General features: G+C 66.1%; 19 protein-coding genes and 1 pseudogene. 14 read left to right on the forward strand and 6 right to left on the reverse strand.

Features of this window, described 5'->3' with window-relative positions:
* The first annotated feature begins 74 nt into the window (after positions 1 to 74).
* Positions 75 to 2,429: a DUF1631 family protein gene (locus tag BA022_RS15955; RefSeq protein ID WP_088888098.1), complete on the forward strand. Its 2,355-nt coding sequence runs from the start codon at positions 75 to 77 to the stop codon at positions 2,427 to 2,429.
* Positions 2,430 to 2,670: 241 nt separating this feature from the next.
* On the opposite strand, the gene recX is transcribed toward BA022_RS15955, so the two are convergent.
* Together recX and recA are read right to left on the reverse strand one after the other, a co-directional pair.
* Positions 2,671 to 3,126, reverse strand: a complete 456-nt coding sequence (gene recX / locus BA022_RS15960) for a recombination regulator RecX (protein ID WP_088888099.1) — start codon at positions 3,124 to 3,126, stop codon at positions 2,671 to 2,673.
* A gap of 81 nt (positions 3,127 to 3,207) precedes the next feature.
* Positions 3,208 to 4,329: a recombinase RecA gene (gene recA / locus BA022_RS15965; protein ID WP_011807084.1), complete on the reverse strand. Its 1,122-nt coding sequence runs from the start codon at positions 4,327 to 4,329 to the stop codon at positions 3,208 to 3,210.
* A 154-nt stretch (positions 4,330 to 4,483) separates the two neighbouring features.
* Here recA and BA022_RS15970 point away from each other — a divergent pair, with 154 nt between their 5' ends.
* The 3 genes from BA022_RS15970 to BA022_RS15980 all read left to right on the forward strand — a co-directional run bounded on the left by BA022_RS15970 (position 4,484) and on the right by BA022_RS15980 (position 7,227).
* Positions 4,484 to 4,978, forward strand: a complete 495-nt coding sequence (locus BA022_RS15970) for a MarR family winged helix-turn-helix transcriptional regulator (protein ID WP_088888100.1) — start codon at positions 4,484 to 4,486, stop codon at positions 4,976 to 4,978.
* A gap of 49 nt (positions 4,979 to 5,027) precedes the next feature.
* Positions 5,028 to 5,702: a response regulator gene (locus BA022_RS15975; RefSeq protein ID WP_011807082.1), complete on the forward strand. Its 675-nt coding sequence runs from the start codon at positions 5,028 to 5,030 to the stop codon at positions 5,700 to 5,702.
* Positions 5,703 to 5,781: 79 nt separating this feature from the next.
* Entirely contained in the window at positions 5,782 to 7,227 is a 1,446-nt protein-coding gene (locus BA022_RS15980; protein WP_088888101.1) for a sensor histidine kinase, read from the forward strand.
* Between the two features lie 81 nt (positions 7,228 to 7,308).
* Here the strand turns inward: BA022_RS15980 and BA022_RS15985 are convergent, their stop codons facing one another.
* Complete coding sequence (locus tag BA022_RS15985) at positions 7,309 to 8,235, reverse strand: LysR substrate-binding domain-containing protein (RefSeq protein WP_015914570.1); 927 nt, start codon at positions 8,233 to 8,235, stop codon at positions 7,309 to 7,311.
* A 110-nt stretch (positions 8,236 to 8,345) separates the two neighbouring features.
* On the opposite strand from BA022_RS15985, the gene BA022_RS15990 reads away from it, so the two are divergent.
* The 3 genes from BA022_RS15990 to BA022_RS16000 all read left to right on the forward strand — a co-directional run bounded on the left by BA022_RS15990 (position 8,346) and on the right by BA022_RS16000 (position 11,551).
* Positions 8,346 to 9,311, forward strand: a complete 966-nt coding sequence (locus BA022_RS15990; protein WP_011807079.1) for a Bug family tripartite tricarboxylate transporter substrate binding protein — start codon at positions 8,346 to 8,348, stop codon at positions 9,309 to 9,311.
* A gap of 18 nt (positions 9,312 to 9,329) precedes the next feature.
* Positions 9,330 to 10,268 carry an N-formylglutamate amidohydrolase gene (locus BA022_RS15995; protein ID WP_088888102.1) on the forward strand — a complete coding sequence of 313 codons (939 nt, stop codon included), beginning with the start codon at positions 9,330 to 9,332 and terminating at the stop codon, positions 10,266 to 10,268.
* 314 nt (positions 10,269 to 10,582) lie between these two features.
* Positions 10,583 to 11,551: a tripartite tricarboxylate transporter substrate binding protein BugE gene (locus tag BA022_RS16000; RefSeq protein ID WP_088888103.1), complete on the forward strand. Its 969-nt coding sequence runs from the start codon at positions 10,583 to 10,585 to the stop codon at positions 11,549 to 11,551.
* 128 nt (positions 11,552 to 11,679) lie between these two features.
* On the opposite strand, the gene BA022_RS16005 is transcribed toward BA022_RS16000, so the two are convergent.
* Genes BA022_RS16005 through BA022_RS16015 form a run of 3 tightly spaced genes read right to left on the reverse strand, consistent with a single transcriptional unit; the run spans position 11,680 to position 13,966 of the window.
* Positions 11,680 to 12,411 (reverse strand): sporulation protein, encoded by a 732-nt coding sequence (locus tag BA022_RS16005; protein WP_088888104.1) that lies wholly within the window; start codon positions 12,409 to 12,411, stop codon positions 11,680 to 11,682.
* A 59-nt stretch (positions 12,412 to 12,470) separates the two neighbouring features.
* Positions 12,471 to 13,328 carry a biotin--[acetyl-CoA-carboxylase] ligase gene (locus BA022_RS16010; protein ID WP_088888105.1) on the reverse strand — a complete coding sequence of 286 codons (858 nt, stop codon included), beginning with the start codon at positions 13,326 to 13,328 and terminating at the stop codon, positions 12,471 to 12,473.
* On the reverse strand, positions 13,325 to 13,966 hold the full coding sequence (locus BA022_RS16015) for an SET domain-containing protein (RefSeq protein WP_088888106.1): 642 nt from the start codon (positions 13,964 to 13,966) through the stop codon (positions 13,325 to 13,327). The genes BA022_RS16010 and BA022_RS16015 overlap by 4 nt, the downstream gene beginning before the upstream one ends.
* A gap of 110 nt (positions 13,967 to 14,076) precedes the next feature.
* Between BA022_RS16015 and BA022_RS16020 the strand changes: the two genes are divergently transcribed.
* From BA022_RS16020 to BA022_RS19225, 7 genes and pseudogenes are all read left to right on the forward strand, one after another.
* The gene (locus tag BA022_RS16020) at positions 14,077 to 17,022 is read left to right on the forward strand and encodes a DNA topoisomerase III (RefSeq protein WP_088888107.1); all 2,946 of its coding nucleotides are present in this window, start codon (positions 14,077 to 14,079) and stop codon (positions 17,020 to 17,022) included.
* A 4-nt stretch (positions 17,023 to 17,026) separates the two neighbouring features.
* On the forward strand, positions 17,027 to 17,377 hold the full coding sequence (locus tag BA022_RS16025) for a DUF4124 domain-containing protein (protein WP_088888108.1): 351 nt from the start codon (positions 17,027 to 17,029) through the stop codon (positions 17,375 to 17,377).
* A 272-nt stretch (positions 17,378 to 17,649) separates the two neighbouring features.
* A pseudogene (locus BA022_RS19220) lies at positions 17,650 to 17,811 on the forward strand (nuclease-related domain-containing protein); the annotation flags it as partial.
* 210 nt (positions 17,812 to 18,021) lie between these two features.
* Positions 18,022 to 18,726 (forward strand): hypothetical protein, encoded by a 705-nt coding sequence (locus BA022_RS16030; RefSeq protein WP_088888109.1) that lies wholly within the window; start codon positions 18,022 to 18,024, stop codon positions 18,724 to 18,726.
* An 81-nt stretch (positions 18,727 to 18,807) separates the two neighbouring features.
* The gene (locus BA022_RS16035; protein ID WP_088888110.1) at positions 18,808 to 19,053 is read left to right on the forward strand and encodes a DUF1010 domain-containing protein; all 246 of its coding nucleotides are present in this window, start codon (positions 18,808 to 18,810) and stop codon (positions 19,051 to 19,053) included.
* A gap of 16 nt (positions 19,054 to 19,069) precedes the next feature.
* The gene (locus tag BA022_RS16040; protein WP_088888111.1) at positions 19,070 to 19,315 is read left to right on the forward strand and encodes a DUF1010 domain-containing protein; all 246 of its coding nucleotides are present in this window, start codon (positions 19,070 to 19,072) and stop codon (positions 19,313 to 19,315) included.
* A 60-nt stretch (positions 19,316 to 19,375) separates the two neighbouring features.
* Positions 19,376 to 20,824 carry a P-loop ATPase, Sll1717 family gene (locus tag BA022_RS19225; protein WP_148665188.1) on the forward strand — a complete coding sequence of 483 codons (1,449 nt, stop codon included), beginning with the start codon at positions 19,376 to 19,378 and terminating at the stop codon, positions 20,822 to 20,824.
* Positions 20,825 to 21,145: the final 321 nt, after the last annotated feature.

A 21,145-nucleotide genomic window follows, 5' to 3' on the forward strand; every position in this document is an offset into this window, starting at 1 on the left:
TGCGCAGCCGCCTTGTCCGCGTGCCGATGCAAAGGCCGGGGCGCGACAGCGGCTGGGGCTAATATCGGAGCCCTATGGATTTTTCGCCCACTTCCACTGCCCACCGACGGCTGGCCCACCTGGCCCGCCAGCGTTTCGTGGAGGGGCTGTGCGCCGGCTTGCCGGCGCTGGACAAAACAGTCCATGACTTCCTGACCGAGTTGATGGGGCAGACCGCCACGCAGCGCGACATGCAGTTGCGGCGCGATGCCTGGATGGGCCATCAGGCCCACCGCAAGACCTGGGTGGAACACCTGGGCCGGGCCTGGCGGGAAAGCCTGGCGCCCCCGCCCGTCACGGGGCGCGGCACCCTCAACGCGTCGAAGGCGTTCGATGGGCTTGAACTGCTGGGCGACGACGTGCTGGAGAACAAGATCATCGCCTCGCGCATGGCGCTGACCCTCACCGAGCATGTGGCCGCTCCCTTCGATGCCGCGCGGCAGCGCACACAGCATCTGGAAGGCCGCGAGTTGGCCGGCACCGATATCCTGCGCCCCGAAACCCTGTGCCTGCATCTGGTCGAGCAGTGGTTGGAGGTGGGCCTGCAGCGCGACCATTTGCAGATGGTGATCGACCCGCTGCAGCGCGAACTGGCGGCGCTGGCGCTGGCGCAGTACCAGGCCCTTGTGAAGCTGTACGACGAACAGGGCGTCGTGGCGCAGGACGACCTGCGCGCCCGCGTGCGCCGCGCGGCCGCCGGCCCCAACACCGGCAGCCCCGCCGAGCCGCCGCCCGCGTCCGGTCCCGTGGGGCTGGCCTCGCAGGCATTGCAGCAGTCGCGCGCCGCGCTGGGGCGGCCCACGGAATTTGCCCCCACGCGCCAGGCGGCGTCGGCCTTCATGCCTCCGCCCCCCGGCATGCGCGGACAGCCGGCGATGGCCGGCATGGGCAGCCCGCTGGTGCGCGCGCGCCAGCGCGCCCAGGGCGTGATGATGCAGCTGCGGCGCTTGCTCACGCAGCCCACCACGGGCTACGACATGGTCAAGGCACCCCCCGCGTCCGCGGCGCTGGCCCATGCGCTGGCGGCGCACCGCGTCTCGGCCGACAGCTACTACAGCGACGTGGCCACGCTGGTCGAGGACTACAGCCCACAGGCCGTGGTCCGCGTGGCGAGCGCCGTGCGCGAGCGGTCCGTGGAGTTCAAGAAGAAGGCCAGTACCGCCAGCGAGAAGGCCATCATCGAGGTGGTGGCGCTGATGTTCCAGAGCATCCTGAGCGAAGACCGCATCCCGCCCTCGGTACGCGTGTGGTTTGCACGCCTGCAGGTGCCGGTGCTGCGCGTGGCGCTGGCCGAGCCCGAGTTCTTCAGCAACCTCACGCACCCCGCGCGCCAGCTCATCGACCGCATGGGCGCCTGCGTGCTGGGCTTTGACGCCAGCTCCATCAACGGCAGCGCGCTGGAGGCCGAGATCCGCCGCATCGTGCAGGTGATCGAGCAGTACCCCGAGACCGGCCAGCGCGTATTCCAGCTGGTGCACGACGAGTTCGAGAAATTCCTCGCCAAATTCCTCACCGAGAAGCAGGGCACCTCGCGCATCGTCAGCGTGGCCCAGCAGGTGGAGCAGCGCGAGACGCTGGCGATCCAGTACACCATCGAACTGCGCGCGCTGCTCAAGGACATGCCGGTGCGCGACGAAATCCGCGAGTTCTTGTTCAAGACATGGGCCGAGGTGCTGGCGATGTCGGCCGTGCGCGACGGGGCCCAGCATGCCAGTACCGCCGCCTTCAAGCGCGCCGCGGCCGACCTGGTGTGGGCGGCGGGCGCCAAGCCCAACCGCGCCGACCGCGCACTGGTCATCCAGAACCTGCCGGCGCTGCTGCAGAGCCTGCGCCAGGGGCTGGCGCTGATCGGCGTGGCGGGGCCCGAGCAGGACGCACAGATCAAGGGAATCACCGACACGCTGGCCGACGCTTTCCTCTCCAAGACGGCCTCGATCCCGCAGGCGCACATCGATGCCATGGCCAAACGCCTGGCGAACCTGGAGGACTACATCGGCGATGAGGCGCTGGGCGACATGCCGCTGAGTGCGGACAACATCGAGATGCTGCTGGGCATCGACGCCTCGTCCATCCACGTCATCGCCGACAACGGTGCGCCTGTGCAGGACGACATGGTGGCCTGGGCGCAGCAGCTGCCGCTGGGCACGTGGTTCACGCTGGACCACAACGGCGCGTCCACGCAGGTGCAATACGCCTGGCACAGCCAGCGCAAGCAGCTGCACCTGTTTGCCACGCGCGATGGCGGCAGCTACCTCATCCAGCTGCGCCGGCTGGGGGCCTACCTGCAGGCGGGCCTGCTGGTGGCGCAGGAGGAGGAGAGCCTCACGCTGCGCGCCACGCGCGATGCGCTCACCAAGCTGGACGCCAACCCGGAGCGCCTGCTGGGTTGAGTGGTCGCGCAGCGGCCCAACGCGCACAACGGGGGCCGGCTGCGCACAGCCGCGCCGCGGGCCTCAAGCCTCAAGCCTCTGGCATGTCCGTGGCGGCGCTGAAGCCATCGCGCGTATTGCGCGGCCTGGCATTGCACGACGGCGCGGCGTTGCGGGGTGCGACCGGTGGCGGACTGCGCGTCGACAGCTGCTATGGATGAAATAGCTTTTGACGCTGGACAGCAGCGCGCCAAGCCCCGTTCTATTCCCATTCATCACCACCCCGCACCACGCGGCGCACCACGTCGGCGGCGAAGCCACGCGTGGCCAGAAAGCGCATCTGGCGCGCACGCTCCTGCGGCGTGTCGGCGGGCTGGTCGCCAAAGCGCTGGCCCCACACGGCCCGGGCGCGCTGCAGTTCGGTGCCCGCCAGCTGGGCGGCGGTGCTGCGCACCAAATCCTCGTCCAGCCCCTTGCGCCGCAGCTCCTGCAGCACGCGCTGGGTGCCGAAGCGCTCCGCGCGGCGGTGCACCACGGACTCGGCCACGCGCTCTGCATTGATGAAGTCGCGCGCCTGCAGCTCGTCCAGCAGCGCCGGCAGATCTTCGCCCTCCTGCACGTGGCGCGCCAGCTTGGCCTGCAGTTCGCTGCGCGAATGCTCGCGCTGGGCAAGCAGGCGCAGCGCACGGCCCTTGAGGGAGAGGGCGGTGAATCCCATGAATGCTATTGAAAAAAGAGCTTCCAGCGCTTGATGGTCAAGCGCTGGAGGCAGATTTCGTTCAAGAACTCCGGTGCGTGGTTACGCTTCGATCTCGCCCGTCTTGTCGGCCTTCTTGCCGCGCGCAGGCTTGTCTTCGGGCAGATCGGCCGCCGGGCTGGCGTGGCCCGTGGGCAGCAGCGCGATGCCCAGACTTTCGCGCACCTTGTTCTCGATCTCCACGGCCAGGCCGGGGTTCTCGCGCAGGAACTCGCGGGCGTTGTCGCGGCCCTGGCCGATTTTCTCGCCGTTGTAGGCATACCAGGCGCCACTCTTTTCCAGGATGCGCGCGTTCACGCCCATGTCGATGATCTCGCCCTCGCGCGAGATGCCCTCGCCGAACAGGATGTCGAACTCGGCCGTCTTGAACGGGGGCGAGACCTTGTTCTTCACCACCTTCACCTTGGTCTCGTTGCCGATCGCCTCGTCGCCCTTCTTGATGGTGCCGGTGCGGCGGATGTCCAGGCGTACCGAGGCGTAGAACTTCAGCGCGTTGCCGCCGGTGGTGGTCTCGGGGCTGCCGAACATCACGCCGATCTTCATGCGGATCTGGTTGATGAAGATGACCATGCAGTTGGTCTTCTTGATGGTGGCGGTGAGCTTGCGCAGTGCCTGGCTCATCAGGCGTGCCTGCAGGCCGGGCAGGGCGTCGCCCATCTCGCCCTCGATTTCGGCCTTGGGCGTGAGCGCGGCGACCGAGTCCACCACGATCAGGTCCACGGCGCCCGAGCGCACCAGGCTGTCCACGATCTCCAGCGCCTGCTCGCCCGTGTCCGGCTGGCTGATTAGCAGGTCGGTGAGCTGAACGCCGAGCTTGCTGGCGTACTGCACATCCAGCGCATGCTCGGCATCCACGAAAGCGCACTGGCCGCCTTGCTTCTGCATCTCGGCGATGACCTGCAGCGTGAGCGTGGTCTTGCCCGAGCTTTCCGGACCGTAGATCTCGATCACGCGGCCGCGCGGCAGGCCGCCCACGCCCAGGGCGATGTCCAGACCCAGCGAGCCGGTGGAGACCACCTGGATGTCCTCAATGGCCTCGCCCTCGCCCAGGCGCATGATGGTGCCCTTGCCAAACTGCTTTTCGATCTGCGCGAGGGCGGCTTGCAGGGCCTTGGCCTTTTCGCTGTTGACGGCGGTTGCGTTGCCTTTGACGGTGGCGTCCATGAAATGCTCCTTCGGGTCGGGTCGAGGTCACGGTGAAATCGTGTGCCTGCCTGGAAACTGTTTCCAATGACAGGCTGGATGCTTGAACAGTAGTTTATGGGCGGTTGATGCGTTATCCAATCAATTTTTGGTCAGTTTGGCTGACAATATGCGGATGACCGCTCCCCCCAGCCTCGACGACCGCTGGCGCCAGACCCACCTGGGCCGCCTGCTGGGCCATGCCATGCGGCGCTTCGATGCGCGCGTGCTGCAGCTCATGGCGCGCGACGTGCAGGTGCCGCTGGCGCTGTCCAACCTCGCGGCGCGCGACCAGGTGAGCGCCGCGCACATCCACATCACGCGGCATCTGTCGCTGCAGGGGGACCGCCTCACCGACCTGGCCGAGCGCGCGGGCATGGCCAAGCAGTCCATGGCCGCGCTGGTGGAGCAGTGCGCGGCCTGGGGCCTGGTCACGCGCGAGCCCGATCCGCGCGATGCGCGTGCGCGCCTGGTGCGTTTCACGCCCACGGGACTGGCGTGGCTGCAGGCGTTTCGCGCGGCGGTGGCGCAGGCCGAGGGCGAGTTCCGCGCCGAGGTGGGGCAGGACGTGGCCACGGTGGTTGCGCTGGGTCTGGAGGCCTATGCCGGCGGCGAGGGCACGGCGGCCTAAAATTCAGGCAGAGCGCAGGCCGGCGCACGACAACCAGGAGAGACACCCCATGCGCATCCTCATCGCCGAAGACGACCAGGTGCTTGCCGACGGGCTGCTGCGCACGCTGCGCGGCTCGGGCGCCGTGGTGGACCATGTGGCCAGCGGCACCGAGGTCGATACCGCGCTCCTGACCAACAACGAGTTCGACCTGCTGATCCTCGACCTGGGTCTGCCCAAGATGCACGGCCTGGAGGTGCTCAAGCGCCTGCGCGGGCGCGGCTCGGCGCTGCCGGTGCTGATCCTCACGGCGGCCGACAGCGTGGACGAGCGCGTGAAGGGCCTGGACCTGGGCGCCGACGACTACATGGCCAAGCCGTTCGCGCTGTCGGAGCTGGAGGCGCGCGTGCGTGCGCTCACGCGCCGCGGCATGGGCGGCACCAGCAGCGCCATCCGCCACGGGCCCCTGGTGTACGACCAGGCGGGCCGCGTGGCCACCATCGACGGCAAGATGGTGGAGCTGTCCGCGCGCGAGCTGGGCCTGCTGGAGGTGCTGCTGCAGCGCGCCGGCCGCCTGGTGAGCAAGGAGCAGCTGGTGGAGCGCCTGTGCGAGTGGGGCGAGGAGGTGAGCAACAACGCCATCGAGGTCTACATCCACCGCCTGCGCAAGAAGATCGAGCGCGGGCCGATCCGCATCGCCACCGTGCGCGGCCTGGGCTACTGCCTGGAAAAGATCCCCGGCTGACAGCACCCGTGGATGCTCTGTTATTGATAGCTGCTTGCGCTTGATGCATAAGCGCTATCGGCCAAAAACGCCCACCACCTTGAAAATCTTCCAGCGCGAGCAGCGCTCCCTCTTCGGCGAAATCCTGGACTGGATGCTCACGCCGCTGCTGCTGCTGTGGCCGGTGAGCCTGGCGCTGACCTGGCTGGTGGCCCAGGGCCTGGCCAACAAGCCCTTCGACCGCGCGCTGGAGTACAACGCCCATGCGTTGGCGCAGCTCGTCACGGTGCACGACGGCAAGGTGCTGTTCAACCTGCCCCAGCCCGCCAGCGAGATCCTGCGCGCCGACGAGTCCGACATCGTCTATTACCAGGTGCTCTCGCCCACGGGCGACTACCTCTCGGGCGAGCGCGACCTGCCGCGCCCGCCGCCCGAGGAGCAGGCGTTCTCCGGCGAGGTGCGGCTGCGCGATGCCGAGCTGCGCGGCATCGACATCCGCGTGGCCTACATCTGGGTGCGCGTGCCGCTGCCCGACGCGCCCGCCGCGCTGGTGCAGGTGGCCGAGACACGCGCCAAGCGCAGCGTGCTGGCCACCGAGATCATCAAGGGCGTGATGCTGCCGCAGTTCGTCATCCTGCCGCTGGCGGTGCTGCTGGTCTGGCTGGCGCTGGCGCGCGGCATCAAGCCGCTGCACCAGCTGGAGGAGCGCATCCGCGCGCGCAAGCCCGACGACCTCTCGCCGCTGGACCACAAGGCCGTGCCGATGGAAGTGGCGCCGCTGGTGGATTCGGTGAACGACCTGCTGCGGCGCCTGTCGGAATCCATGGCCACGCAAAAGCGCTTCCTGGCCGACGCCGCGCACCAGCTCAAGACCCCCCTGGCCGGCCTGCGCATGCAGGCCGACCTGGCGCAGCGCGAGGGCACCAGTACCGAGGAGCTGAAGCAGTCGCTCAAGCAGATCGGGCGTTCGTCCATCCGCGCCACGCACACCGTCAACCAGTTGCTGGCGCTGGCACGGGCCGAGGGCGGCAGCGCCGTGGTGCAGCGCCAGCCGCTGGACCTGGCGCGGCTGGTGATCGAGGTGGTGCGCGACAGCGTGCCGCGCGCCATGGACAAGCACATCGACCTGGGCTACGACGGCGTCGAGCCCGGCACCAATGGCGTGTGGATGGACGGCAACCCCACGCTGCTGAAGGAACTGGTGCGCAACCTGGTGGACAACGCCATCAACTACACCCCGTCCAGCGCGCAGCAGCCCGGCGTGATCACCGCGCGCGTGCTGCCCGACCCGTTCAGCCATGTGCTGCTGCTGCAGGTGGAGGACTCGGGCCCCGGCGTGCCCGAGGCTGAGCGCGAACTGGTCTTCCAGCCCTTCTACCGCGCGCTGGGGACGGACGCCGACGGCTCCGGCCTGGGCCTGCCCATCGTGCGCGAGATCGCGCGCCAGCACGGTGCCGAGGTGGAGCTGGAGGACGTGCGCCCCGGCGCGGCCATGCCCGGCGCGCGCTTCAGCGTGCGGTTCGCGGCACGCGAATCGGGGCCATAGCGCTGCCGCTGTCCGATGCTATCGATAAAATAGCTGCTTGCGCTTGATGGGTAAGCGCTGGAGGCCATTTTGGAGGTGGATTCAAGCAGCCGGTGCGGCCGTGCCCGCCGCGGGGTCTGCCAGCGCCAGCAGCCAGTCGCGAAAGCGCACCAGCGTGGCCAGCTGCGCACGCGACTCGGGGTAGCACAGCCAGTAGCCCAGGTCGCTCGTGTAGCCGCCGCCGGGCAGCGGCTCGGTGACGGTGCCGGCGGCAATCTCGTCCTGCACCAGGCAGCGCGGCACCAGGGCCAGGCCCATGCCCACCGACACCGCACGGATGATGGTCTGGAACTGGTCGAACTGCGGGCCGGCCAGCGGGTCCAGGCCGTTCACGCCATGCGCCTCGGCCCAGTGCTGCCAGGCACCGGGCACGCTCACGTGGCGCAGCAGCGTGTGGCGTGCCACGTCCTGCGGGCTGTGCAGGGGCGGCGCGCCGGCCAGCCCGGCGCGCGGGCCGATCAGGGCCACGTCGTTGCCTGTCAGGTAGTGCGCGCGTGCGCCCGGCCAATGCCCGTCGCCGAACAGGATGGAGCAGTCCAGCTCGGGGTCGGCAAAGTCGTAGCCGTGCACGTAGGGCACGAAGTGCAGCGTGATCTGCGGGTGCTGCGCACGCAGCTGCGGCAGGCGCGGAATCAGCCACTTGGCGGCCAGCGTGGGCAGCACCGACAGGTGCAGCGCGCCGCCCTCGTCGCCGCTGGTGATCAGCTCCAGCGTGGCCGCCTCCAAGCGGGCGAGCAGGGCGCTCACGGCCTTTTCGTAGCGCTCCCCAGCGGGCGTGAGCGACAGGCGCTTGCGGCTGCGCTCGAACAGCGGAACGCCCACCCAGCGCTCCAGCTCCTGCACCTGCTTGCTCACCGCGCTCTGGGTGAGGTGCAGCGCCTCGGCTGCGCGCGAGATGCCCCCGAAGCGGGCCACGGTACAGAACGCCCGCAGCAGGTGCAGCGGCGGGTGAAGGCGGCGCAGGATCATGGGGTTTGCCGATCAAAACATTCCACAATGGAATGATAACAGGCACAGCTATTGCTTTTCCGTCCGCACCCCTTCGTTTATCTTTCGTGCACCATCAAAGGAGTGAGTCCATGCAACGTCGCAAACTGATTGCCGCGCTGGCGGTTACCTCTGTAGTTTCTGGAATGACCTTCGCCCAGGACAACAGCCGTCCCCTGCGCATCGTCGTGCCCTTCCCGCCGGGCGGCGCCACCGACATTGCCGGCCGCTCGCTGCAGGAACCCCTGCAGCGCCTGCTGGGCCAGCCGGTGGTGATCGAGAACAAGGCCGGTGCGGGCGGCTCCATCGGCATGGCCGAGGTGGCGCGCGCCACCGACGGGCTGACCTTCGGCGTGGCCACGCTGTCCACCCACGGCGTGAACCCGGCCGTGCTGGGCAAGCTGCCCTATGACCCCATCAAGGACTTCGTCGGCGTGACCGAGATCGTCAAGGCGCCCGGCATCATCGTGGTCAACCCCAAGGTGCTGCCCGTCAAGGACTTCGCCGACCTCGTGAAGCACCTGAAGGCCCATCCCGGCAAGGTGGAATACGCCACGCCGGGCAACGGCACCATCGGCCACATGTGGGGTGAGCTGTTCAAGAGCGCCACGGGCACCAGCATGGTGCACATCCCCTACCGCGGTGCGGGCCCGGCCACCAACGACGTGCTGGGCGGCCAGGTGCCGGTGTACTTCGACCAGGTGGCCTCGTCGCTGCCGCACGTGAAGGCCGGCAAGCTCAAGGCCTTGGCCGTGTCCTGGCACGAACGCCTGGCCGTGCTGCCCGACGTGCCCACCTATGCCGAGCTGGGCTACAAGCAGGCCAACGATGCGTCGTGGTTCGGCCTGGTGGCGCCTAAATCCACCCCCGCGGCCCAGGTGCAGCGCGTGCAACAGGCCGTGGCCCAGGCCCTCAAGGAGCCGGCGGTGCGCGATCGCTTGGCGGCCCAGGGGCTGTATGCGTCGGGCACCACGCCCGCCGAGTTCTCCGCGCAGATCGCGCGTGAAATTGACAAGATGAAACAGGTGGCAGCCTATGCCAAGATCAAACTGGATTGATTTTCACGGAGTGTGCCTATGCAAGCAGTGCTGAAACTGATCCACAGCCAGTACCTGCAGGCCGAGCCCGGCGCAGCCGGCGCCCCTGCGGCGCCGCCCGCTGCGTCACCCGCACGCATGGTCTCCCGCATCGCGGGGCGCACGCCCCTGGTGCTGGATTCGCCGCACAGCGGCACCGTCTACCCCGCCGACTTCCGCGCTGCGCTGGACCTGCCCGTGCTGCGCCGTGCGGAAGACACCCACGTCGAAAAGCTCTACGCCTTCGCGCCCGGGCTGGGCGTGGGCTGGGTGGAGGCGCACTTCCCGCGCATCTACCTGGACGCCAACCGCGACACCACCGAACTGGACGCCACCCTGCTGGACGCGCCCTGGCCCGACCCGGTCACCACCGACCCCGTGGTGCTGCAGAAGGTGCGCCTGGGCAAGGGGCTGATCTGGAAGTTCACCGACGAGGGCGAGCCCATCTACGACCGTCCGCTGGGCGTGGACGAGGTGCGTGCACGCATCGATCGCTGCTGGCGGCCCTACCACGCGGCGGTGGCGGCCGAGATCGACGCCGCCCACGCGCGCCATGGCTACAGCATCCACCTCAACTGCCACTCCATGCCCGCCGTGGCCGCCAGCCACGCCACGCTCTACCCGGGCCTGCACCATGCCGACTTCGTCGTGGGCGACCGCGACGGGGCCACCGCCAGCCCGGCGCTGTCGCAGCAGATCTGCGCGTTCCTGCGCGAGCGCGGCTACAGCGTGGACTACAACCATCCCTACAAGGGTGTGGAACTGGTGCGCCGCTACGGCAACCCGGCGCAGCATCGCCACAGCATCCAGGTGGAGATCAACCGCAAGCTCTACATGGATGAGCAGACGCTGGACATCCTGCCGGCAGGGTTCGACCGGCTGCGCGCCGACCTGCGCGCGCTGGTGGAGTCTCTGCTGGCGACCGACCCGCGCGGCTGACCGCTGGCGGCGGCCTCGGCAGCGAAGGGGCCGCGGCTGTACCGAGGTTCCCAACGCAAGGCCCGTTCCCATGAACGGGCCTTTGTCAGTCCACGCGCTTGTGCAGGCCAGTAGCGATAAAAACATAGCTGCTGGCGCTTATCAGGCAAGGGTAAATGCGGGATTCTTTCGCGGCGGCCACCGGGCGCTGCCGCGGTGTGCGCCGGCAGTGCATTCCGCATTGGAATGAGATGCGTCGCAATGCTCATTGGTCAGCGGCCCGCGGGGTTACCAGAATGGTTTGTTACCAAAGACCAACCTTGAGGGAGCATTGCATGCAGCGTAGAGACATCCTGACACTGGCGGCCGCTGGCGCCATCCCGGGCCTGGCGAGCGCCCAGGCCTCCAGCAGCACCCTGCGGTTGGTGGTCCCCTTCCCGCAGGGCGGCGCCACCGACATCACCGCGCGTGTGCTGGCCGCGCCGCTGTCGCGCATCCTCGGCATGCCCGTGAAGGTGGACAACCTGCCCGGCGCGGGCGGCGCCACCGGCATGCAGGCGGTGGCCAAGGCCGCGGCCGACGGGATGACGCTGGGCGTGGCCACGCTCTCCACGCACGGCGTGAACCCCGCCGTGTACAAGAAGCTGCCCTACGACGCGATCAAGGACTTTGCGGCGGTGACCGAGATCGTCAAGGCCCCGGGCGTGCTGGTGGTGCACCCCAGCGTGCCGGCGCAAAACTTCGAGCAGTTCATCAAGCTGCTCAAGAGCCAGCCGGGCAAGATCACCTATGCCACGCCCGGTGCGGGCACCATCGGCCACATGTGGGCCGAGTTGCTGCAAAGCACCACTGGCACGTCCATGAAGCACGTGCCCTTCCGCGGCGCGGCGCCCGCCGTGGCCGACCTGCTGGAGGGCAAGGTGCAGGTGTACTGCGACCAGGTGGCGTCGTCGCTGCCGCACATCCAGTCGGGCAAGCTGCGCGCGCTGGCCGTGTCGTGGAACCAGCGCCTGGCCGTGCTGCCCAAGGTGCCCACCTATGCCGAGCTGAGCCTGTTCACCAACAACGATCCGTCGTGGTTCGGTCTGGTGGCACCCGCCGGCACGCCCGCCGTCGTGGTCCGCGCGCGCCGCAATGCCGTCGCACAGGCGCTGGAGGAGCCCGCCGTGCGCAAGGCGCTGGCCGACCACGGGCTGTTCCCCTCGGGTTCGCTGCCCGCGGAATTCGGGGCCCAGATCCAGAAGGAAGTGGACAAGATGCGGCGCGTGAGCCGCTTTGCGCAGATCAGCTTGGACGCGGGCTGACGGCTGACGGCTGACGGCGGGCCGGCAGCGGCGCTGCCGGCGCGAAGGCCGCCATCCATCAAGGCTGCCGCGCGCCATGCCGCGCAGGCCACGGCGGTCGGCAAACCGCGCTGGCGGCGTGCCAGGGATCAGGCGCAGGGGCGCAGCGTCTTGCCGGCCAGCGCCGGCTGCAGCGTGGTGTCCAGGCGTGTGCGCAGCGCGTCGTTCACGGCGGGCAGGCGCAGCATGAAGCCGGGCGCGTCGGCGCGCTCCTGCACCACGCGCGCGGTGCGTACGCCCTGGTTGGCCAGCAGGGTCATGCCGCGCTGCGCGGCCTCCTCGGTGGAAAAGCGCCCCAGCGACAGCCCCGGCTCCAGTGCCGCGCCGGGCCGGTCGTAGGGGATCTTGAGCGCACGCAGCTCGGCGCGCTTCTTGGCCACCGCCTCTTCGTCGGGAAAGCGCCCCATGTACACCATCCAGCGGCCCGTGATCGGCGTGGGCTCCAGGGTCCAGCTGCCCTCGGGCAAGACGGCCGCCGCCTGGCGCAGCGCGTCGGCCTGGCGCGCGTCGAACACGCCCGCCTGCAGGCAGGCCGGGGGCTCCGCGGGCGCGGCGGCGGTTGCGGGGGACGATGCCGCCCCGCTGGCGGCGGGTGTGGAGGCCGGCGCGGAAGACGCCGGGCCCGCCGGTGCCGCGGACGACGCGGCCCCCTTGCCGCCCTGGGGCAGCAGGCGCAGGTTCTGTGGGGCGATCTGCTGCTCCATGCGCTGCGGCTCGGACTCATCCACCGGCGCCAGGCCCCAGCCGCGCAGCAGCCCTTGCGACCAGGCGTAGTAGCCGGCGTTGGCCAGCAGCAGAAGCACGACGGCAAGGCGCAGCATGGCTCAGTCCTTCAGGGTGCGGGGGGCGCGCAAAAAGCGCGGGGAACGCGGCGTGGCGGTCATTGCGGGCGCACGCTGATCTCGGCGCTGGTGACGGGCTGCATGCCCCGCGCGGTGTGCACCAGCAGGGTGCCGTCCTCGGTCACGCCATGGGCCGTGCCCTGCGTGCCGTCGCTCAGCGTGACGGCGCGCCCGGCCAGCAGATCGCGCTGCGCAAAGCGCGCCTGGAAGGGGGCGAAGCCATGCTCGGCAAAACCCAGCAGCGCATGCACCAGTGGCGGCGCGATGCGCTGCAGCGCGCTGGCCGCGGTGAGCGTGGTGTCCACCTCGCGCAGGCACGCGGGGGGCGTGCGCAGCCCGTCGGCCAGCACGGGCAACACGTTCAGCCCGATGCCCACCACCACGTAGCGGCTCTGGCCCGCCACCAGCGGCGGCACGGCCGCGCCGGGCGCGGTCAGGGTGGCCGTCTCCACCAGGATGCCGCCGAGCTTGCGCCCATCCTGAAGCCACAGGTCGTTGGGCCACTTGAGCAGGACGCGCGGGTGCCCGCTGCCTTCGGGGGGCAGGACGGGCTGCAGCGCCTGCGCCACGCTCACGCCCACGGCCAGCGACAGGCCCGACCAGTCGTGCGGCGCCAGCGGCAGACCCAGCGAAAACGTGAGCGCGGGCACCACGCCGGTGTCGCGGTAGGTGGCGGCGCTGTGCCAGTCGCGCCCCAGGCGGCCGCGGCCGGCGGTCTGCTCCTCCGTCACCAGCAGCGTGGGCTCCAGCCGGCCGTCGCGCGCGCGGCGCATGAGCTCGCTGTTGGTGGAGTCGATGCTGGGCAAGACCTCCACGGTGAAGCCGGGCAGCAGCGGCGCAATCGCCTCCCACAGGGCCTCGGCCGGCCAGCGCACGGGGGTGGCGGCGGGGCTCACCGCTGGGCGCTCCTGCGGCCCTGGCGGGGTTTCGCGGATTTGGCGGGCTTGCCGGCCTTGTCACTGCCCTTGGCTTCCTCGGCCTTGCGGGTCTTTGGGGCCTTCCCGGCTTTCTCGGTGGGAGGTTGGGGCGCCAGGCCCGGCGGCGCCCAGCCGCGCTTGGGCGCCAGCAGGGTGCCGCGGCAGTTCTTGCTGCCGCACCAGCAGGGGTATTCGGCCTTCAGCTTGGGCGTGTAGCGCTCTTCGATGATCAGGCCGTAGTCGTAGTTCAGTTCCTCGCCCGCGCGGATGTTGCGCAGCGCGGTGATGAAGATGCGGCCGCCCCGCTCGTCGGCAAAGCAGTTGGGGTCGCAGCTGTGGTTGATCCAGCGCGAGGAATTGCCGCCGAACTTTGCGTCGATCACACGGTCTTCATCCACGTGGAAGTAGAAGGTGTGGTTGGGCTGCGCGGGGTCGTGCGGGTGGCGGTCCTGGGCTTCCTGCCAGCTGATGACCTCGCCCGTGTACTCGACGATGACCTCGCCCTCGGCAATGTCCTGCACGGCGAACACACCCTTGCCATGCACGCCCGAGCGCCGGGTCTGGATGCGCCGACCGGCGGCGGGCGTGGGGGCGGCGGTGGAAGCGGTGCGGGGCATGGGGAAACTCTGTTACTTTGAATGTGTGCACACATGCGTGCGCGTGCGCGCGTGTGAGGCGGATTGTAGAAGCGCCAGCAGGGCGCGGTATGGCGTAAGAGACCCACAAAATGACCAAAACACTGGTAATTGCAGAAAAGCCCTCGGTGGCGCAGGACATCGTGCGCGCCCTCACGCCGGTTGCCGGCAAGTTCGAGAAGCACGAGGACCATTTCGAGAATGAGCGCTATGTGGTCACCAGCGCCGTGGGCCACCTGGTGGAGATCCAGGCGCCCGAGGAATTCGACGTCAAGCGCGGCAAGTGGAGCTTTGCCCACCTGCCGGTGATCCCGCCGTATTTCGACCTCAAGCCCGTGGACAAGACCAAGAGCCGCCTGAACGCGGTGGTCAAGCAGGCCAAGCGCAAGGACGTGACCGAACTGGTCAACGCCTGTGACGCGGGCCGCGAGGGGGAGCTGATCTTCCGCCTGATCGAGCAGTACGCCGGCGGCGCCAAGGGGACGTTGGCCAAACCCGTCCGTCGCCTGTGGCTGCAGAGCATGACGCCGCAGGCCATCCGCGACGGCTTCGAGAACCTGCGCAGCGACCAGCAGATGCAGGGCCTGGCCAGCGCCGCGCGCAGCCGCTCCGAGGCCGACTGGCTGGTGGGCATCAACGGCACGCGCGCCATGACGGCCTTCAACTCGCGCGACGGCGGTTTCTTTTTGACCACCGTGGGCCGCGTGCAGACGCCCACGCTGTCGCTGGTGGTGGAGCGCGAGGAAAAAATCCGCAAGTTCGTCAGCCGCGACTACTGGGAAATCCACGCGGGCTTTCATGCCGAAGCCGGCGAATACCTGGGCAAGTGGTTCGACCCCAAGTGGAAGAAGAGCGACGACCCCGAGGCCCGCGCCGACCGTGTCTGGTCGCACCACCAGGCCAAGGACATCGCCGACGCCGTGCGCGGCAAGGCCGCCACCGTCACCGAGGAAAGCAAGCCCACCACCCAGGCATCGCCGCTGCTGTTCGACCTGACCAGCCTGCAGCGCGAGGCCAACGGCAAGTTCGGCTTCTCCGCCAAGACCACGCTGGCCCTGGCGCAAAGCCTGTACGAGCGCCACAAGGCGCTGACCTACCCGCGTACCGACTCGCGCGCGCTGCCCGAGGACTACCTGCCCGTGGCCAGGCAGACCTTCGGCATGCTGGCCGGCAGCGGCATGCGCCACCTGGCGCCGTTCGCGCAGCAGGCGCTGGACGACGGCTACGTGCGCCCGTCCAAGCGCATCTTCGACAACAGCAAGGTGAGCGACCACTTTGCCATCATCCCCACCACGCAGGCGCCCAGCGGGCTGTCCGAGGCCGAGCAAAAGCTCTACGACCTGGTGGTGCGCCGCTTCATGGCGGTGTTCTTCCCCAGTGCCGAATACCAGGTCACCACGCGCATCAGCCAGGTGGTGGGCCACTCGTTCAAGACCGAGGGCAAGGTGCTGGTCAAGCCCGGCTGGCTGGCCATCTACGGCAAGGAGGCCGCCAACGAGGTCGAAGACGGCAAGGCTGGCGACAAGGGCCAGCCGCTGGTGCCCGTCAAGCCCGGCGAGATGACCCACACCGAGTTCGCCGAGGCCAAGGGCCTGAAAACCAAGCCGCCCGCGCGCTATAGCGAAGCCACGCTGCTGGGTGCCATGGAAAGTGCCGGCAAGCAGATCGACGACGACGAACTGCGCGAGGCCATGCAGGAGAAGGGCCTGGGCACGCCGGCTACGCGCGCGGCCATCATCGAAGGCCTGTTGACCGAGAAATACATGCTGCGCGAAGGCCGCGAGCTGATCCCCACGGCCAAGGCCTTCCAGCTCATGACGCTGCTGCGCGGCCTGGATGTGCAGGAGCTGTGCCGCGCCGACCTGACGGGCGAGTGGGAATTCAAGCTCGCGCAAATGGAAAAGGGCCAGCTGAGCCGCGAAGCCTTTATGCAGCAGATCCAGGCCATGACCGAGAAGCTGGTCAAGAAGGCCAAGGAATACGACCGCGACACCATTCCCGGCGACTACGCCACCCTGTCCACGCCGTGCCCCAACTGCGGCGGTGTGGTGAAGGAGAACTACCGCCGCTACGCCTGCACGGGCGCGAACGGCGCGGGCGAGGGCTGCGGCTTCTCGTTCACCAAGTCGCCTGCGGGCCGCACGTTTGAAACCGCCGAGGCCGAGCAGCTATTGCGCGACCGCCGCATCGGCCCGCTGGAGGGCTTCCGCTCCAAGGCCGGCTGGCCCTTCGTGGCCGAGGTCACCATTGCCCGCGACGAAGAGGCGGGCAACTACAAGCTCGAATTCGACTTTGGCGACGACAAAAACGCCGAGGAATCGGGCGAGATCGTGGACTTTGCCGGCCAGGAAAGCTTAGGTGCCTGCCCCAGCTGCGGCGCCCCCGTGTATGAACACGGCAGCAACTACGTGTGCAGCAAATCGGTGCCCACCGCCCAGCAGCCCACGCCGTCGTGCACCTTCAAGAGCGGCAAGGTCATCCTGCAGCAGCCCGTGGAGCGCGCGCAGATGCAAAAGCTGCTGGCCACCGGCAAGACCGACCTGCTGGACAAGTTTGTCAGCATGCGCACGCGCCGCGCGTTCAAGGCCTTCCTGGCCTGGGACAAAGAGGCGGGCAAGGTCAACTTCGAGTTCGAGCAGCGCGAATCCAAATACCCGCCGCGCAAGACGGCCGCTGCAAAAACAGGAGCTGCCAGCGCACGTGGGACGGGCGCTGGAGCCGTAAAAGCCTCTAAACCCGCCACCAAGGCCGCCGCCAAGAAGGCCGCCGCCAAAACCACGGCCGCCAAAACCCCGCGCAAGGCCAGCACCGCCGCCGGCAAGGCGCCCAGCGCCCAACTGGCCGCCGTGATTGGCACTGAACCCGTGGCGCGCCCCGAGGCCGTCAAGAAGATGTGGGACTACATCAAGGCCCACAACCTGCAGGACCCGCAGGACAAGCGCACCATCGTCGCCGACGACAAGCTGCGCGCCGTCTTCGGCAAGGACCGCATCGGCATGTTCGAGCTGGCCGGCATCCTGGGCCAGCACCTGGCCTGACGCCATGCTGAGCCGCGGCGAGCGCATCTTCTGGGGCGGCCTGGCCGCCGTCGTCATTGCCGGCGCCGCCGCCGCGTGGTGGACGGCCGACCAATGGACGCCCCACGCCGCCCCCTGGGCCGCGCAGATGTGGCGCAAGATCACCCGCCCCGGCCCCGACACCCTGCCGCGCGACAAGGCCGGCCGGCCCACGCCCGCCGCACAGGGCGCGGCCGGTGCCGCGTCGGCGCCCCTGGCGCCGCCGCGCAAATGCCAGCAACCCGACGGCCGCGTGATCTACACCGACCAGCCGTGCCCACGGGGCAGCCGGGAGCAGACGGTGGACGGGGCGGTCACGTCCTTGCCTGCGCGCTGAGCGGGCTTTGCCGCGCCGCCGGGGTGTGGTGCTCCCCTGCGCTTGGTGCGGTGCCGTGTCTGTCGGGCATTTGACGCCCTGAATTCAAATTGCTCCTGATTAAATAGCTATTAGCGCTTACTGCATAAGCGCTAGGGGCTGTTTTCGTCTTAAGCCGCGCACCGTGCCCCCATCCAGCCGGATGCCGCTGGTTCGGGGTTTTCGTCAGTTTGGAATCAGCTTCGCCGCCTATAAGGTTTCAATCCGAAACAAATGGGCTGGGCGGGGGAGGAATGGCGACGTTGATACCCGCACTTGGCTCATGCGCGGGGCGCATGCAGTCGGGTGAACGCAGGCTGGCCGAGCGGCTGGAACAGAAACTCGAAGACGACTACCTGCTGTGGTGGGACGTGCCCATTGGCCCCAAGCAGACCTTCACCGAATGCGTGGTAGTGCCTCGCGCTTAATTCAACGTTTCAGCATCACGGAATAAAAGGGAGGAATGCAGTGCGTGTGCATCGGCTAAATTTTAGGCGGTCTAAATTTCTCAATGCTCAGAAATATGCGGTGCTGTATGCGCCGCACGGATGTTTGGCACGCCTTTGACTGCGTTCGCACGATTGTCTAATTCTAGTTAGGGCGCAGCGACAGCACGCGGAGGCCGGATGATTGATGTTGTAAATACCTCGTTCTATCTGAAGGCGCCGTTCTTCGACAAAGGTGCGTTCGAGCGTTACTCCTCTGAGCTCTTTGACGAGTGGGACTCCCAAGTAGGGATCTATCTCAACCTCCCGGATTACGCACTCACTCTCGTACTTGAAGAAGGTTCAATTAAGGGCAGGGGCACCATTGCCGCTGCTGTAGCAGCACTTTATATCGGCATTGGGGAATACGGAGACTTCGTGTCCGGTCTTCGGACAATCCACGAGCAAGCGTCGTACGTCTCGGCTGCGCTATTTCAGGAAGCGAAGGAGCGCTTCGCTTGTACGAGCGAGCGTGGAAACACGAAGCGAACAGATGGAGAGATCGTGTACCTGCGTAGGCTCTTCGAACGTGTCCAAGCGGGCGCGGTCACGCCTGACCAAGCAGTTGAAGAGGTCAGGTCCCGCTGGGGAGAGGAGGCAAGCAATTCTCCGGAGTTCCTGAGCACCCTGGCGTCTAGCCTAGAGGCAGCGCCTCGCCACCCGGATCAACTCACGCTGTCCGATGAATCGTGGCCAGATTGCTTGCTACCGGAGACGCTTGAGCGAGATCCTCAGCCGCGGGCGCCGCGTCGCCCCGAGCTTCCAATTCCCCAACACTATCGCATTGAGATCTCTCGCCCGAGCAGAGGCGAGCAAAAGAAGGTCAAGCTCACGAAAGTTCGATAGCCTTGCGCCCTAACAATTCGTCCAAGCCGACGCCACTTCGTGGCGCGGCTTAACTCAGGTGTTAGTCCCATCACCCGCTTTATGCGCGCAGTCACTTGCTCCAGCGCTCGGCCCTGTTCCAAAGGCTTTCAAGCCTTTTTGGCCTCCAGCGCTTTTGCAGCAAGCGCTACCAGCTATCATTCTTGCAGCGCTGCGCCGCTTTCGTGGGCCAGCGCTTTTTCGTGGGCTGCGCCCGTGTCCAAGTCCGGGCGCTCCCTTTTGGCCTTCGGGTCTAACCCGGCGCTCAAGCCGACCCGCCTACGGCGGGCGGCTTACCTTGGCCGTTAGTCCCATCACCCGCTTTATGCGCGCAGCCACTTATTCCAGCGCTCCGCCCTGTTCCAAAGGCTTCCAAGCCTTATTGGCCTCTAGCGCTTGTGTAGCAAGCGCCACCAGCTATCATTCTTGCAGCGCTGCGCCGCTTTCGTGGCCCAGCGCTTTTTCGTGGGCTGCGCCCTTGTCCAAGTCCGGGCGCTCCCTTCTGGCCTTCGGGTCTAACCCGGCGTTCAAGCCGACCCGCCTACGGCGGGCGGCTTACCTTGGCCGTTAGGCCACACTGAACATCGCCAGCAATTCTTTTGTTTTCCACATTCACAACGGGATATTAGCAATGCAGGATTTCAGATTGGTAGACTGGGGCCCAGATGAGGCAAAAAACGACCAGAATCTACCCGAATACTTTGTTTCAACTCCGGAATTCTCTGCAATTGAAAATGGCGACATTCGATATGTTATTGGACGCAAAGGAACCGGAAAAACTGCAATTGTTGAGAAAATTCGCCAACAGGTCGCAACCGATCCTATGGGTTTTCATGAAAACTTAAGTCTAAAAAACTTCCCAATTCAGGAATTTCGAGAGCTTCGCGATAAAAGCTATCGCGATAAATCACAATTCGTCTCGATTTGGAGTTTTTTGATTTATATTGAGTTGGCAAAAATAATCGCAAGAGATCAGGGCGCCCATCAATCAGATGGGATCAATGAGCTACATCAATTCCTATCAGAAAATGGTCTGAATGCCGAAGCAGGGTTTGTTTCTACAGTGACCATACTTAGAAAGTCAGATTCAAAAGTAAAAGTTTCCGGAAAATGGATTGAGGCTGAAACATCAAAAGGCTCGCAATCACAATTCTCGGCTCCAATTCACTATCAAAAGATAGTTGAAAAACTCGCCCAATTCATTAAGTCAACCGCATCAGAATCCGAGTATTGGCTATTTATCGATGAACTCGATGAAGGCTTTCGAGCGGGAGATCAAAGTCTCCGATTGGTGCTGCTTGGGTTATTGCGAGCAGTGGAAGACACTGCCCTCGCACTCAAGTTTTCAACCATAAAATATCGCCCACTTGTTGCGTTGCGATCGGACATATTCGATCGACTTGAAGATAATGATCTAAACAAGCTTGATGACTATGTATACAGGATAAGCTGGACATCAAGAGAGGAACAAGATAGTCACGCCCTTAAATTGATTGCCGATGCTCGAATTAAAAAATCAATACCATCACTGAAATCATCAAATGATCCTTGGGGGGAAATTGTTAATAACCTAGACACCAAATTGCCGCACTATATAGACTCCGTCTGGGCCTTCATGGCTTCCAGAACCTACGATCGCCCAAGAGACATTATAAAATTTTTGAAATCATGTAGAAAACACTCCCCGTCAGGGCAGCTTTCATTCGAATCCGCAAAAATGGCTGAAGACACATACTCTGATTGGCTTTATAGGGAGATCAGGGATGAAATACATAGCTACCTCCCCTGTTGGAGGGAGGCAATGCAATGCATTACTCGAATCGGCTTTGGTCGTTTCGAGAGCCATAAACTCTACGCAGAATTTCGGTCTGAGCGCGTTGTCTCCAAATGGATGTCAGATAACAACAAAGAACCCGAGGATGTGGCTGAAACTCTTTATGACTTTGGAGTAATTGGCAGTTATGACGATGGGCGTTGGCTCTTCAAATATAAAGACGAAGACCTTGCATGGAGTCCCAACGGTGAACTAATTGTGCACTTTGGGCTTTGCAAGAAATTACGTGTCACGAGAAGCGCCTAATGCGTAGATAGCCACGTAATGTGCAACGCCTTGCCTTCGCGCACCGGCCTAGCATCGCATGGTCGCCGCTCAAAGTCTCAAGCCAAATTGGTCGTTTGCGCCCGCTCTGCTTACGGGGGCCACTATGGTTTTGGTAGCGACAGATTCAAAGGTTCGCGCACTTCGCGCGAGCGCGGTTGTTCGGCTCCTGCGCACCCATCTTTCCATGCGCCTAACCCGGCGTTGCAGTGGACTGCCTACGGCAGCCACTGAACTTGTTCGTTATGCGTCATTGGGGGGAGTAGCAAACTCCGACGCTGAAACAGCAGAATGGCAATTTCA

Origin of the sequence: Diaphorobacter nitroreducens, assembly GCF_002214645.1 — a bacterium.
In the GTDB taxonomy this organism is placed as follows: Bacteria; Pseudomonadota; Gammaproteobacteria; order Burkholderiales; family Burkholderiaceae_C; genus Diaphorobacter; species Diaphorobacter nitroreducens.